The organism is Pseudomonas graminis (assembly GCF_013201545.1).
GTDB lineage: Bacteria > Pseudomonadota > Gammaproteobacteria > Pseudomonadales > Pseudomonadaceae > Aquipseudomonas.
In genome coordinates, this window is the sequence record NZ_CP053746.1 from 2377882 (window position 1) to 2390972 (window position 13091).

Sequence of the window (13091 nt, forward strand, 5' to 3'; positions counted from 1 at the left end):
AAAGCCCGTCACGTGGACGGGCTTTCGGTGAGCAGGGCGGCGATCAGTGCGTGCGAGCGACCGCAAATTCACTCAACTCGATGAGAGCGTCGCGATAGATGCTCGGTGGCAGCACGTCCAGGCAGGCAATGGCGCGAGCGATGTAGTCGCGTGCGAGCTGGGCGGTGTACTCGAGGGAACCTGACTGTTCCACTGCATTGCGGATGCTTTCGAGATCTTCCAGGCCGCCCTTCTGAATGGCCTGACGGACCAGCGCGGCTTGTTCAGGAGTGCCTTCGCGCATGGTGTAGATCAGCGGCAGGGTAGGTTTGCCTTCGGCGAGGTCGTCGCCAACGTTCTTGCCAAGGGTTTCCGCATCGCCCCGATAGTCCAGCAGGTCGTCGACCAGCTGGAATGCCACGCCGAGATGATCACCGAAGGTGCGCAGCGCCTCGCTTTGTTCAGCACCGGCGTTGGCTAGGGCAGCTGCGCTGTGGGTCGACGCTTCGAAGAGCATCGCGGTTTTGCCGCGGATGACTTCCATGTAGGTTTCTTCGGTGGTGCTGGCGTCGCGCACCTTGGACAGCTGCAACACTTCGCCCTCTGCGATGACCCGAGTGGCCTTCGACAGGATCTGCATCACTGGCATCGAGCCGAGTTCGACCATCATCTCGAATGAACGCGAATACAGGAAGTCACCCACCAGCACGCTCGGCGCGTTGCCCCACATTGCATTGGCAGTCGAGCGACCACGGCGCATGCCGGACATGTCCACCACGTCGTCGTGAAGCAGGGTCGCGGTGTGCAGGAATTCAATGGTCGCCGCCAACAGGCGCAGGTCATCACCGCCAGAGCCCAGCGCTTTGCCGCATAACAGAACGAGCAACGGGCGCAGACGTTTACCGCCAGCAGAAGTGATGTAGTCGCCGATTTTGGAGACCAGCGGCACGCGCGATGTCAGCTGCTTCTTGATAATGTGGTCGACGGCTGTAAAGTCGTCCGCCACAGCGGTGTAGAAGGCTTGGGGTTGCATCAGCGAGACGTGCTCCAGAAGGGTTGCGCGGCATGCTAGGTTGCAGGCCCAACCCTGTCAAGGCGTGACATAACGCAGCTTGCAAGGCGTTGATCGCTTGCGTACAATCGCGCACCCTAACTTCCTGGGCAGCACCTGCCTTACGCAATTGCATGTCGGCCTTCCAGCCTTGTGCAGCCATGCCAGCCAATACCTCTTCCTATAAAGAGCTGGGTGAGCAGGATTATCGGAGATACACCATGTCTTATGCAGTAATCGTTACTGGCGGCAAGCAATACAAGGTCGCCCCAGGTGAATACCTGAAGATTGAAAAACTGGAAATCGCTACCGGCGAATCCGTCACTTTTGATCGCGTTCTGTTGGTTGCCAATGGCGACGACGTGAACATCGGCGCTCCAGTTGTTGCAGGCGCTACCGTTGTGGCTGAAGTGATCTCCCAAGGTCGTCACGATAAAATCCGCATCATCAAGTTCCGTCGTCGTAAGCACCACATGAAGCGTATGGGCCACCGCCAGTGGTACACCGAGATCAAAATCACCGGTATTCAGGCTTAATTTCAGCCTAATCCTCACTAGGAGAATTGACTCATGGCACACAAAAAAGCTGGTGGTAGTACCCGTAACGGTCGCGACTCAGAAGCCAAACGCCTTGGCGTGAAGATGTATGGCGGCCAGGTTATCGTTCCGGGCAACATCATCGTGCGTCAGCGCGGCACCCAATTCCACGCTGGCTACGGCGTTGGTATGGGCAAGGATCACACCCTGTTCGCTAAAGTCGAAGGCGTGATCAAGTTCCAGGTTAAAGGCGCCTTCGGTCGTCGCTATGTAAGCATCGTGCCAAAGACTGAAGTCGCGGCATAATCTTGCGTTCAGGGGGTGTGAGGGCCTCGCCTTCACGCCTCCTGAGCTGAAAAGCCCTGTCGATGACAGGGCTTTTTCGTTTGTAGAAGGTCCTGTTTCTGGTGAGTCTCTTGCAAAGCTGTTTGTGTGGGCCGTTGTGGTGTGAAGTCGCTGGTTTTTGATCGGTATCGCAACGCTCATCTTTGCAAGAGCCTTATGAATTTATGTTGTTTGCTCGTCTTTGTGACGGGAGGCGTGCGCTATGAAATTTGTTGATGAAGTATCCATTCGAGTAAAGGCCGGTGATGGCGGTAACGGTTGCATGAGCTTCCGTCGCGAAAAATTCATCGAGAACGGTGGTCCCAACGGCGGTGATGGTGGTGACGGCGGCTCGATCTACATGGTCGCCGACGAAAACCTCAACACCCTGGTTGACTACCGCTACACCCGCCATTTCGACGCGGAGCGCGGTTCGAACGGCGGCAGCACCGACTGCACCGGTCGCAAGGGTGAAGAGCTGGTACTGCGCGTGCCGGTCGGCACTACCGTGATCGACGCCGGTACCCAGGAAGTTATCGGCGACCTGACCAAAGCCGGTCAGCGTCTGCTGGTTGCCCATGGCGGCTGGCACGGTCTGGGTAATACGCGCTTCAAATCCAGTACCAACCGTGCACCGCGTCAGACCACGCCGGGCAAGCCGGGTGAGCAGCGTGACCTCAAGCTTGAGCTGAAAGTACTGGCTGACGTCGGTCTGCTCGGCTTGCCGAACGCTGGCAAGAGCACGTTCATCCGTTCGGTGTCGGCTGCCAAGCCCAAGGTTGCTGATTACCCGTTCACGACTCTGGTGCCGAACCTGGGTGTCGTCAGTGTCGATCGCTGGAAAAGCTTCGTCGTTGCCGATATTCCCGGCTTGATCGAAGGCGCCTCCCACGGCGCCGGCCTGGGGATTCGTTTCCTCAAGCACCTGGCGCGTACGCGTCTGCTGCTGCACCTCGTCGACATGGCGCCGCTGGACGACAGCAGTGCGCCGGATGCGGCTGAGGTCATTGTCACCGAGCTGTTCAAGTTCAGTCCTGCGCTGGCCGATCGTGACCGCTGGCTGGTGCTGAACAAGTGCGACCAGATCCTCGAGGAAGAGCACGAGGCCCGCAAGCAGGAGATCATTGATCGCCTGGAGTGGACCGGTCCTGTCTACGTGATCTCGGCCATTGCCAAAGAGGGCACCGATCGCCTGACCCACGACATCATGCGCTATCTCGAAGACCGCGCTGATCGTCTGGCTAACGACCCGGCCTACGCCGCCGAGCTGGCTGAGCTGGATCAGCGCATCGAAGACGAAGCCCGCGCCCAGTTGCAGGCGCTGGATGACCAGCGTGCCTTGCGCCGCAGCGGCGTGAAGAGCGTCCATGACATCGGTGACGACGATTGGGATGAGGAAGACGTGGACGACGAAGATGGTCCGGAAATCATTTACGTCCGCGACTGATCGACTGAAGTAAACTACGACGCCGCTCTTGAAGCGGCGTTTTAGTATCTAGAATTCGGACTCTCTGGCTTAAGGTTGAAAGATCATGCGGAGCAAGGTGACAGGTGCCCAGCGTTGGGTGGTGAAGATCGGAAGTGCGCTGCTGACAGCGGACGGCAAGGGTCTGGATCGCAACGCCATGGGTGTTTGGGTTGAGCAGATGGTCGCCCTGCATGAAGCAGGTGTTGAACTGGTCCTGGTGTCGTCCGGCGCGGTAGCGGCCGGCATGAGCCGTCTGGGCTGGACTGCGCGACCGAGCGCCATGCATGAGCTCCAGGCGGCCGCCGCGATTGGTCAGATGGGCCTGGTGCAAGCGTGGGAATCCAGCTTCGCCGAGCATCAGCGGCACACTGCGCAGATTCTGCTGACCCACGACGATCTGTCTGACCGCAAGCGCTACCTGAACGCCCGAAGCACCTTGCGCACCCTGGTTGAGCTGGGTGTCATCCCTGTCATCAATGAAAACGACACGGTCGTCACCGATGAAATTCGGTTCGGCGACAACGACACGCTGGCGGCGCTGGTTGCCAACCTGGTTGAAGCTGATCTGTTGGTCATCCTGACCGACCGCGATGGCATGTTCGATGCCGACCCTCGCAACAATCCCGAGGCGCAGCTCATCTATGAAGCGCGCGCCGATGACCCTGCCCTTGATGCCGTGGCCGGCGGCACCGGCGGTGCGTTGGGTCGTGGCGGCATGCAGACCAAATTGCGTGCTGCGCGACTTGCCGCCCGTTCCGGCGCGCACACCGTGATTGTGGGGGGGCGCATCGAGCGTGTTCTGGCGCGTCTGAAAGCCGGTGAGCGCCTGGGAACGTTGCTTTCCCCGGAGCGCGAGATGCTTGCCGCTCGCAAGCAGTGGCTGGCCGGACATCTACAGACCCGTGGCACGCTGGTGCTGGATGAGGGGGCGGTGAAGGCATTGACCGAAAGCCACAAGAGCCTGTTGCCGGTCGGCGTCAAACTGGTGCAAGGCAGTTTTCGTCGTGGCGAGATGGTGGTGTGCGTGGCAGCTGACGGTCGCGAGATTGCCCGGGGTCTCAGCAATTACAGCGCCCTGGAAGCGCAAAAGATCATCGGCCTGCCTTCCGACGCTATCGTCAGGGAGCTGGGTTACATGGCTGAGCCTGAGCTCGTACACCGTGACAACCTGATTCTGGTCTGAAGTGCATCATCAAAAGAAGGAAGCATACATGCGAGTCATGAAGGGGCTGGTAGGCGCGTTGCTGATGTTGCCGTTACTGGCGTCAGCTGAAGAGATCGGCCAGGTATCGACCGTGTTCAAGATGGTGGGGCCTAACGATCGGATCGTGGTCGAAGCCTTTGACGACCCCAAGGTCGACGGCGTGACCTGCTATCTGTCCCGTGCGAAAACCGGTGGGGTGAAGGGCGGCCTGGGTTTGGCTGAAGACCGTGCAGAGGCGTCCATCGCATGCCGGCAGGTCGGTCCCATTCATTTCAAAGAGCAATTGAAAGACGGAGACGAGGTGTTCAAGGAACGGACCTCGCTGGTGTTCAAAACCATGCAGGTCGTGCGATTCCTGGACAAGAAGCGCAATACGCTGGTGTACCTCGTCTACAGCGACAAGGTCATCGAAGGCAGTCCGCAGAATGCCGTGACCGCGATCCCGATTCTGCCATGGACGCCAGCTCCGGCGCCTTGATGCTGAAGCGCTAAATCGAAGGCAATAAAAAACCGACCCTGAGGTCGGTTTTTTAACAAGCGAATCGCTTAGGCTGCAGCAGCAAGGTTCAGAGCCTTGATGTGGCCATTCAAGCGACCTTTATGGCGAGCAGCTTTGTTCTTGTGGATGATGCCTTTATCGGCCATACGGTCGATAACTGGCACGGCCAGAACATAAGCAGCTTGCGCTTTTTCAGCGTCTTTAGCGTCGATGGCTTTAACTACATTCTTGATGTAGGTACGAACCATGGAACGCATGCTGGCGTTGTGGCTGCGACGCTTCTCAGCCTGTTTTGCACGTTTTTTGGCGGAAGGTGTGTTGGCCACCGTCGAGCTCCTCGAAAGACTTGGGAAATAGCTAACAAAATAGGCCGCGAATCATGCCGATGAGATTGACGCTTGTCAAGGGCAGTTGATGCGTTCCGCTGAGTGGTCGCCGTGTGGTGCCGAGGTGATTTCTTTCCGGCGTGCGACCTGTAAACTCGCGGGCTTTGGCTCTGAGCTGTTTTGCGGCGCGGAGTATCGCATATATGGAACGCGCTTTGGCGCTTCCTTTGGTCAGGCGCACAACCTTTCGATGAATCTACTCAAATCGCTTGCCGCCGTTAGCTCTATTACGATGCTTTCGCGGGTGCTGGGCTTTGTCCGCGACACCATCATCGCGCGCGCATTCGGCGCCGGCATGGCTACCGATGCCTTCTTTATTGCCTTCAAACTGCCCAATCTGCTGCGCCGGATCTTCGCCGAAGGCGCTTTCTCCCAGGCGTTCGTGCCGATCCTTGCTGAATACAAAAGCCAGCAGGGCGAAGAAGCAACCCGCACATTTGTCGCGTATGTCACCGGCCTGCTGACGTTGGCGCTGGCGATCGTCACTGTTTTGGGCGTCGTGTTCGCTCCTTGGGTCATCTGGGCAACTGCGCCGGGGTTTGCCGATACGCCCGAGAAATTCCAGCTGACTTCAGACCTGTTGCGGGTGACCTTTCCTTATATATTGCTCATCTCGCTGTCGTCGCTGGCTGGCGCGATCCTCAATACGTGGAATCGCTTTTCCGTTCCGGCGTTCGTGCCGACGCTGCTCAATCTGGCGATGATCTTTTTCGCCCTATTTCTAACGCCTTATTTCCATCCGCCCGTGATGGCGCTCGGGTGGGCGGTGCTGGCGGGCGGGTTGCTGCAGCTTCTTTATCAACTGCCGCACCTGAAAAAGATCGGAATGCTGGTGCTGCCGCGCCTGAATGTTCGCGACACCGGTGTCTGGCGAGTGATGAAGCAAATGCTGCCGGCCATGCTCGGCGTCTCTGTCAGTCAGATTTCGCTGATCATCAACACGATATTTGCGTCGTTCCTTGTCGCTGGATCAGTGTCGTGGATGTACTACGCCGACCGTCTGATGGAGTTGCCTTCCGGTGTGCTCGGCGTTGCATTGGGGACGATTCTTCTGCCGATTCTCTCGAAAACCTACGCCAGTCGGGATCGTCAGGAGTATTCGCGCATTCTGGACTGGGGCCTGCGTCTGTGTTTTCTGCTGGTGCTGCCTTGCATGCTGGCGCTCGGACTGCTCGCCGAGCCGCTGACCGTCTCGCTGTTCCAGTACGGCAAGTTCGACGGTGAAGATGCCGCGATGACCCAGCGTGCGCTGGTCGCGTATTCGGTGGGTCTGCTGGGCATCATCGTGATCAAGGTGCTCGCGCCGGGTTTTTATGCTCAACAAAATATCCGCACGCCGGTGAAAATCGCGATCTTCACCCTCATAGTGACTCAGCTGTTCAACCTGCTTTTCGTCTACGCCATTCACTTGGCTCATGCCGGTCTGGCGCTGGCGATCAGTGTGGGCGCATGCCTGAACGCTTTGCTGTTGTTCTGGCAGCTGCGCAAGCAGGACCTGTTTCAGCCGCAGCCGGGGTGGCCGGTGTTCCTGGGCAAGCTGATTGTCGCCGTGGCCATCATGTCCGCGGTGCTGCTGGGCCTGATGCATGTGATGCCGGCCTGGTCGGACGGTGAGATGCTGCAGCGATTCCTGCGCCTGGGCGCGTTGGTGCTGGCAGGCGTCGTGGCGTATTTCGGCTCTCTGCTGGTGTTGGGTTTCCGGGTCAGGCATTTTGCTCGCAAGGCGATCTTGTAGGATCAGTCGTCGTTTTCTGCCGGTTAACGTCGATTGTTGTGGTTTGCCCGGATGTGTCGCCTGTCGTTGACGGCGGTGTGTGGTTATAATCGGCCACTTTATGAGCAAGAAGCGCGTTATGCAGCTGGTTCGAGGCCTTCACAATCTGCGCCCGCAGCACCGGGGCTGCGTCGCCACTATTGGCAATTTCGACGGTGTACACCGGGGTCACCAGGCTATCCTGGCGAGACTGCGTGAACGCGCCGTCGAACTGGGCTTGCCCAGTTGTGTGGTGATCTTCGAACCGCAACCGCGCGAGTTCTTTGCTCCCGACACGGCGCCGGCCCGGCTGGCGCGACTGCGTGACAAGCTCGATCTGCTCGCTGCCGAGGGTGTTGATCTGGTGCTGTGTCTGGCATTCAACCAGCGCTTCAGCAAGCTCAGTGCATCGGAGTTCGTCGACACCGTGCTGATCGATGGCCTGGGCGTGAAGCATCTGGAGGTTGGCGACGACTTCCGCTTTGGCTGCGACCGGATCGGTGATTTTGATTTTCTGCAAAAGGTAGGTGCCGAGAAGGGCTTTACCGTCGAGGCGGCACAGACTGTCGAGATCGACGGCTTCCGCGTCAGCAGCACCAAGGTGCGCACCGCGTTGGCCGCCGCAGACTTCACCCTCGCCGAGCATTTGCTGGGCCGCCCGTTCGAAATCTCTGGCCGGGTGCTGCATGGCCAGAAGCTGGCGCGTCAGTTGGGTACACCCACCGCCAACGTGCAACTCAAACGTCGTCGCGTGCCATTGACCGGTGTCTATCTGGTCAGCGCGCAGATTGACGGCAAGGTATGGCCGGGCGTTGCCAACATTGGCGTGCGTCCCAGCGTGGCGGGCGATGGGCGTCCCCACCTGGAGATTCACCTTCTGGATTTTACCGGCGATATCTATGGCCGGCGTTTGACGGTGGTATTCCACCAGAAGCTGCGTGATGAGCAGCGCTTTGCCTCCCTTGAGGCGCTCAAGACGGCGATCGATGCGGATGTCGCTGCCGCTCGTGCCCACTGGCACGATCAACCGCTAAACTTTAGAGCCTGAAATGACCGACTACAAAGCCACGCTTAATCTTCCGGACACCGCCTTCCCGATGAAGGCCGGCCTGCCCCAGCGCGAGCCGCAAACTCTGCAGCGCTGGGACAGCATTGGCCTGTACCAGAAGCTGCGCGAAATTGGCAAGGATCGGCCCAAGTTCGTGCTGCACGACGGGCCTCCGTACGCCAACGGCAATATCCACATCGGTCACGCGGTCAACAAGATTCTCAAGGACATGATCGTTCGCTCGAAAACCCTGTCGGGCTTCGACGCGCCTTATGTTCCGGGGTGGGATTGCCACGGTCTGCCGATCGAGCACAAGGTCGAAGTCACCCACGGCAAAAACCTGCCTGCGGACAAGACCCGCGAGCTGTGCCGTGCGTATGCGGGCGAACAGATCGAAGGGCAAAAAGCCGAGTTCATTCGTCTGGGCGTGCTCGGCGACTGGGACAACCCTTACCGCACCATGGACTTCGCTAACGAGGCCGGAGAAATCCGCGCGTTGGCCGAAATGGTCAAGAACGGCTTCGTGTTCAAGGGCCTGAAGCCCGTCAACTGGTGTTTCGACTGCGCCTCGGCACTGGCTGAAGCGGAAGTTGAATATCAGGACAAAAAGTCGTCCACCATCGACGTGGCCTTCCCGGTTGCTGATGCCGACAAGCTCGCCGCCGCCTTCGGTCTGCCAAGCCTGAGCAAGCCTGCTGCCATCGTGATCTGGACCACCACCCCGTGGACCATCCCGGCAAACCAGGCGCTCAACGTTCACCCGGAATTCACCTACGCGCTGGTTGATACCGGCGAGCGTCTGCTGGTGCTTGCCGAAGAGCTGGTTGAGTCCTGCCTGAAGCGCTGGAACCTCGAAGGTTCGGTGCTGGCGACCGCCGAGGGTTCAGCACTTGAGCTGATCAACTTCCGTCATCCGTTCTACGATCGTCTGTCGCCCATCTATCTGGCCGACTACGTGGAGCTGGGCGCGGGTACCGGCGTCGTTCACTGCTCGCCGGCCTATGGCGTCGATGACTTTGTGATCTGCAAAGCCTACGGCCTGACCAACGACGACATCATCAGCCCGGTGCAGAGCAACGGCGTGTACAGCCCGTCGCTGGAGTTCTTTGGTGGCCAGTTCATCTTCAAGGCCAACCAGCCCATCATCGACAAGCTGACCGAAGTCGGCGCGTTGTTGCACACCGAGACCATCACCCACAGCTACATGCACTGCTGGCGTCACAAGACCCCGCTGATCTACCGCGCCACCGCGCAGTGGTTCGTCGGCATGGACAAGCAGCCGACGTCGGGTGACACCCTGCGCAATCGCGCCGTGAAAGCCATCGAAGAAACCAGATTCGTGCCGGCGTGGGGACAGGCGCGCCTGCACTCGATGATCGCCAACCGCCCTGACTGGTGTATCTCCCGTCAGCGCAACTGGGGCGTGCCGATCCCGTTTTTCCTGAACAAGGAGAGCGGCGAGCTGCACCCGCGAACCGTCGAGCTGATGGAAGAAGTCGCTCAGCGTGTGGAGCAGGAAGGCATCGAAGCCTGGTTCAAGATGGACGCTGCCGAGCTGCTGGGTGACGAAGCACCGCACTACGACAAGATTTCCGACACCCTGGACGTCTGGTTCGATTCCGGCACCACGCACTGGCATGTGCTGCGCGGCTCGCACCCGATGGGCCACGAAAGCGGTCCACGCGCCGACTTGTACCTGGAAGGCTCGGACCAACACCGCGGTTGGTTCCACTCGTCGCTGCTGACCGGTTGCGCCATCGACAATCACGCGCCGTACCGTGAATTGCTCACCCATGGTTTTACCGTGGATGAGAACGGCCGCAAGATGTCCAAGTCGCTGGGTAACGTCATCGCGCCGCAGACCGTCAACGACACGCTCGGCGCCGACATCATGCGTCTTTGGGTTTCGGCGACTGACTATTCCGGCGAAATGGCCGTCTCCAACACCATTCTGCAGCGTAGCGCCGATGCGTATCGACGTATCCGCAACACCGCGCGCTTCCTGCTCTCGAACCTGACCGGCTTCAACCCGGCCACCGATCTGCTACCCGCCGAAGACATGCTCGCGCTGGATCGCTGGGCCGTGGATCGCGCGTTGCTGCTGCAACGTGAGCTGGAAGAGCATTACGGCGAGTACCGTTTCTGGAACGTTTACTCGAAGGTGCACAACTTCTGCGTGCAGGAGTTGGGTGGCTTCTACCTCGACATCATCAAGGATCGCCAGTACACCACCGGCGCCAACAGCAAGGCGCGTCGTTCCTGCCAGACCGCGCTGTTCCACATCTCCGAAGCGCTGGTTCGCTGGATCGCACCGATCCTGGCGTTTACCGCCGACGAGCTGTGGCAGTACCTGCCGGGCGAGCGTAACGAGTCGGTCATGCTCAATACCTGGTATCAGGAGCTGAGTGAGCTGCCGGAAGGCTTCGAGCTGGATCGCGCCTACTGGGAGCGGATCATGGCGGTGAAGGTGGCGGTCAACAAGGAAATGGAAAACCTGCGCGCGGCCAAGGCCATCGGCGGCAACTTGCAAGCCGAAGTTACGCTGTACGCCGAAGACGCGCTGGTAGCGGATCTCTCCAAGCTCAGCAATGAGCTGCGTTTCGTGCTCATCACCTCGACGGCCAGCGTCGCGCCTTTCGTCAGCGCGCCTGCCGATGCCGTGGTTACCGAAGTGGCCGGTCTGAAGCTAAAGGTCGTCAAATCCGGACACGCCAAGTGCGCGCGCTGCTGGCATCACCGTGAGGACGTCGGGGTCGATCCTGAACATCCGGAAATCTGCGGCCGTTGCGTCGACAACATCAGCGGCGCAGGCGAGGTTCGTCACTATGCCTAACGCATCAGCTGGCCGCATGGGCCGACTGGGTTGGTTGTGGTTGAGCGTGCTGGTAGTGGTCATTGACCAGGCCAGCAAGTTCTACTTCGAAAATCGCCTGGAGTTGTACGAGCAGATCGTCATCCTTCCCGACTACTTCAGCTGGATGCTGGCCTACAACACCGGTGCTGCGTTCAGTTTTCTGGCCGACAGTTCCGGCTGGCAGCGCTGGTTGTTTGCGTTGATTGCGGTCGTGGTGAGTGTAGTGCTGGTGGTCTGGCTCAAGCGGCTCGGGCGCGAAGAAACCTGGCTGGCGATTGCCCTTGCCCTTGTATTGGGCGGGGCGCTCGGCAATCTGTATGACCGAATCGTCATCGGCCATGTCATAGACTTTATCTTCGTGCATTGGAAACAACACGGCTTCCCGGCCTTCAATGTCGCGGACAGCGCCATTACCGTTGGCGCGATCATGCTGGCTCTGGACATGTTCAAGAGCAAGAAAACCGGAGAAACCGTCAATGACTGATCAGTTGGTGACCGAACAGGCTACTCAGGAAACACGCATCGGTCAGAACACGGAAGTCACTCTGCATTTCGCGCTGCACCTGGAAAACGGTGACACCGTCGACAGCACGTTCGACAAGGCGCCGGCGACTTTCAAGGTCGGCGATGGCAGCCTGCTTCCGGGCTTCGAAACGCTGATTTTCGGTTTCAAAGCCGGGGATAAGCGTACGCTGCAGGTGCCGCCGGAAAACGCTTTCGGTCAGCCGAACCCGCAAAACTTGCAGGTCATGCCGCGTTCGCAGTTCCAGAACATGGAGCTGTCCGAAGGACTGCTGGTGATCTTCAACGATGCGGCTAACACCGAACTGCCGGGCGTGGTGAAAGCAATAGACGATGATCATGTCACCGTCGATTTCAACCATCCGCTGGCGGGCAAGACGTTGACCTTTGAAGTGGAAATCTTCGAGGTGAGGGCACTCTGAGCATTGCCAGAGCGCCTGGCCCCGGCACAGTTCGGGGCCTCTTCGTTTATATGTTTCATTGCGCGTAGACACGAGGCACATCATGCAAATCAAACTCGCCAACCCACGCGGCTTCTGCGCCGGGGTGGACCGTGCGATCGAAATCGTCAATCGCGCGCTGGAAGTGTTTGGCCCGCCGATCTACGTGCGCCATGAAGTGGTTCATAACAAATTCGTCGTCGAAGACCTGCGCAGCCGTGGCGCGATCTTCGTCGAAGAGCTCGAGCAGGTGCCGGACGACGTTATCGTGATCTTCAGTGCCCACGGCGTGTCGCAGGCGGTGCGTACCGAGGCGGCAGGGCGCGGCCTGAAGGTGTTCGACGCCACCTGTCCGCTGGTGACCAAAGTGCATATCGAGGTCGCGCGCTACAGCCGCGACGGCCGCGAGTGCATCCTGATCGGTCACGCCGGCCACCCTGAGGTTGAGGGCACGATGGGTCAGTACGACGCGAGCAACGGTGGCGCGATCTATCTGGTCGAAGACGAAGCCGACGTCGCCAACCTGCAGGTGAGCAATCCCGAGAACCTGGCTTTCGTGACCCAGACGACGCTGTCGATGGACGACACCAGCCGTGTGATCGACGCCTTGCGCGCACGGTTTCCGGCTATTGGCGGGCCGCGCAAGGACGACATCTGTTACGCCACCCAAAACCGTCAGGACGCGGTCAAGGTTCTGGCCGATGAGTGCGACGTGGTGTTGGTGGTGGGCAGCCCGAACAGCTCCAACTCCAATCGCCTGCGTGAACTGGCTGAGCGCATGTCGACCCCGGCCTATCTGATCGATGGCGCTGAAGACATGCAGCGCAGCTGGTTCGACGGCGTTGGCCGCATCGGCATTACCGCCGGTGCTTCGGCGCCTGAAGTCCTGGTGCGCGGCGTGATTCAGCAGCTGCACGCATGGGGTGCCACCGGCGAAGACGAGTTGGCCGGGCGCGAGGAAAACATCACCTTCTCGATGCCCAAGGAATTGCGCGTCAAATCGCTGCTGTAATCCGGTCATCCTGTC

At 59.4% G+C, this 13091-nt stretch carries 13 protein-coding genes; 11 read left to right on the forward strand and 2 right to left on the reverse strand.

The features are described 5' to 3' along the window. Positions 1-43 precede the first annotated feature (43 nt). Entirely contained in the window at positions 44-1012 is a 969-nt protein-coding gene (locus tag FX982_RS10700; protein ID WP_172610616.1) for a polyprenyl synthetase family protein, read from the reverse strand. Positions 1013-1251: 239 nt separating this feature from the next. Between FX982_RS10700 and rplU the strand changes: the two genes are divergently transcribed. The 5 genes from rplU (at position 1252) to FX982_RS10725 (ending at position 5040) form a co-directional block, all read left to right on the forward strand. After that, positions 1252-1566, forward strand: coding sequence for a 50S ribosomal protein L21 (gene rplU, locus FX982_RS10705; RefSeq protein ID WP_003230856.1), 315 nt, complete (start codon positions 1252-1254; stop codon positions 1564-1566). A gap of 33 nt (positions 1567-1599) precedes the next feature. Continuing rightward, a complete protein-coding gene (gene rpmA, locus FX982_RS10710) occupies positions 1600-1872 on the forward strand; it encodes a 50S ribosomal protein L27 (protein WP_037015434.1) in 273 nt (90 codons plus the stop codon). 241 nt (positions 1873-2113) lie between these two features. Then, positions 2114-3337: an Obg family GTPase CgtA gene (cgtA, locus tag FX982_RS10715; protein WP_172610617.1), complete on the forward strand. Its 1224-nt coding sequence runs from the start codon at positions 2114-2116 to the stop codon at positions 3335-3337. Positions 3338-3422: 85 nt separating this feature from the next. Next, positions 3423-4541 carry a glutamate 5-kinase gene (gene proB, locus FX982_RS10720; RefSeq protein WP_122535354.1) on the forward strand — a complete coding sequence of 373 codons (1119 nt, stop codon included), beginning with the start codon at positions 3423-3425 and terminating at the stop codon, positions 4539-4541. 28 nt (positions 4542-4569) lie between these two features. Continuing rightward, entirely contained in the window at positions 4570-5040 is a 471-nt protein-coding gene (locus FX982_RS10725; RefSeq protein WP_108118986.1) for a CreA family protein, read from the forward strand. A 68-nt stretch (positions 5041-5108) separates the two neighbouring features. Here the strand turns inward: FX982_RS10725 and rpsT are convergent, their stop codons facing one another. Beyond that, positions 5109-5387: a 30S ribosomal protein S20 gene (gene rpsT / locus FX982_RS10730; RefSeq protein ID WP_037015424.1), complete on the reverse strand. Its 279-nt coding sequence runs from the start codon at positions 5385-5387 to the stop codon at positions 5109-5111. Positions 5388-5637: 250 nt separating this feature from the next. Here rpsT and murJ point away from each other — a divergent pair, with 250 nt between their 5' ends. From murJ to ispH, 6 genes are all read left to right on the forward strand, one after another. Continuing rightward, a complete protein-coding gene (murJ, locus tag FX982_RS10735) occupies positions 5638-7182 on the forward strand; it encodes a murein biosynthesis integral membrane protein MurJ (protein ID WP_172610618.1) in 1545 nt (514 codons plus the stop codon). 118 nt (positions 7183-7300) lie between these two features. Beyond that, a complete protein-coding gene (gene ribF, locus FX982_RS10740; RefSeq protein ID WP_172610619.1) occupies positions 7301-8248 on the forward strand; it encodes a bifunctional riboflavin kinase/FAD synthetase in 948 nt (315 codons plus the stop codon). A gap of 1 nt (position 8249) precedes the next feature. Continuing rightward, positions 8250-11081: an isoleucine--tRNA ligase gene (gene ileS, locus FX982_RS10745; protein ID WP_172610620.1), complete on the forward strand. Its 2832-nt coding sequence runs from the start codon at positions 8250-8252 to the stop codon at positions 11079-11081. Then, a complete protein-coding gene (gene lspA, locus FX982_RS10750; protein WP_172610621.1) occupies positions 11074-11586 on the forward strand; it encodes a signal peptidase II in 513 nt (170 codons plus the stop codon). The genes ileS and lspA overlap by 8 nt, the downstream gene beginning before the upstream one ends. Next, positions 11579-12046 carry an FKBP-type peptidyl-prolyl cis-trans isomerase gene (fkpB, locus tag FX982_RS10755; RefSeq protein ID WP_172610622.1) on the forward strand — a complete coding sequence of 156 codons (468 nt, stop codon included), beginning with the start codon at positions 11579-11581 and terminating at the stop codon, positions 12044-12046. The genes lspA and fkpB overlap by 8 nt, the downstream gene beginning before the upstream one ends. 82 nt (positions 12047-12128) lie before the next feature. Then, positions 12129-13076, forward strand: coding sequence for a 4-hydroxy-3-methylbut-2-enyl diphosphate reductase (gene ispH, locus FX982_RS10760; protein WP_122622728.1), 948 nt, complete (start codon positions 12129-12131; stop codon positions 13074-13076). The last annotated feature ends 15 nt before the right edge of the window (positions 13077-13091 follow it).

Coding starts and splice junctions, on each gene's coding strand:
- lspA (WP_172610621.1), top strand. CDS start 11,074: ATGCCTAACGCATCAGCTGGCCGCATGGGCCGACTGGGTTGGTTGTGG.
- fkpB (WP_172610622.1), top strand. CDS start 11,579: ATGACTGATCAGTTGGTGACCGAACAGGCTACTCAGGAAACACGCATC.
- ileS (WP_172610620.1), top strand. CDS start 8,250: ATGACCGACTACAAAGCCACGCTTAATCTTCCGGACACCGCCTTCCCG.
- ispH (WP_122622728.1), top strand. CDS start 12,129: ATGCAAATCAAACTCGCCAACCCACGCGGCTTCTGCGCCGGGGTGGAC.
- rpmA (WP_037015434.1), top strand. CDS start 1,600: ATGGCACACAAAAAAGCTGGTGGTAGTACCCGTAACGGTCGCGACTCA.
- cgtA (WP_172610617.1), top strand. CDS start 2,114: ATGAAATTTGTTGATGAAGTATCCATTCGAGTAAAGGCCGGTGATGGC.
- proB (WP_122535354.1), top strand. CDS start 3,423: ATGCGGAGCAAGGTGACAGGTGCCCAGCGTTGGGTGGTGAAGATCGGA.
- FX982_RS10700 (WP_172610616.1), bottom strand. CDS start 1,012: ATGCAACCCCAAGCCTTCTACACCGCTGTGGCGGACGACTTTACAGCC.
- ribF (WP_172610619.1), top strand. CDS start 7,301: ATGCAGCTGGTTCGAGGCCTTCACAATCTGCGCCCGCAGCACCGGGGC.
- murJ (WP_172610618.1), top strand. CDS start 5,638: ATGAATCTACTCAAATCGCTTGCCGCCGTTAGCTCTATTACGATGCTT.
- FX982_RS10725 (WP_108118986.1), top strand. CDS start 4,570: ATGCGAGTCATGAAGGGGCTGGTAGGCGCGTTGCTGATGTTGCCGTTA.
- rplU (WP_003230856.1), top strand. CDS start 1,252: ATGTCTTATGCAGTAATCGTTACTGGCGGCAAGCAATACAAGGTCGCC.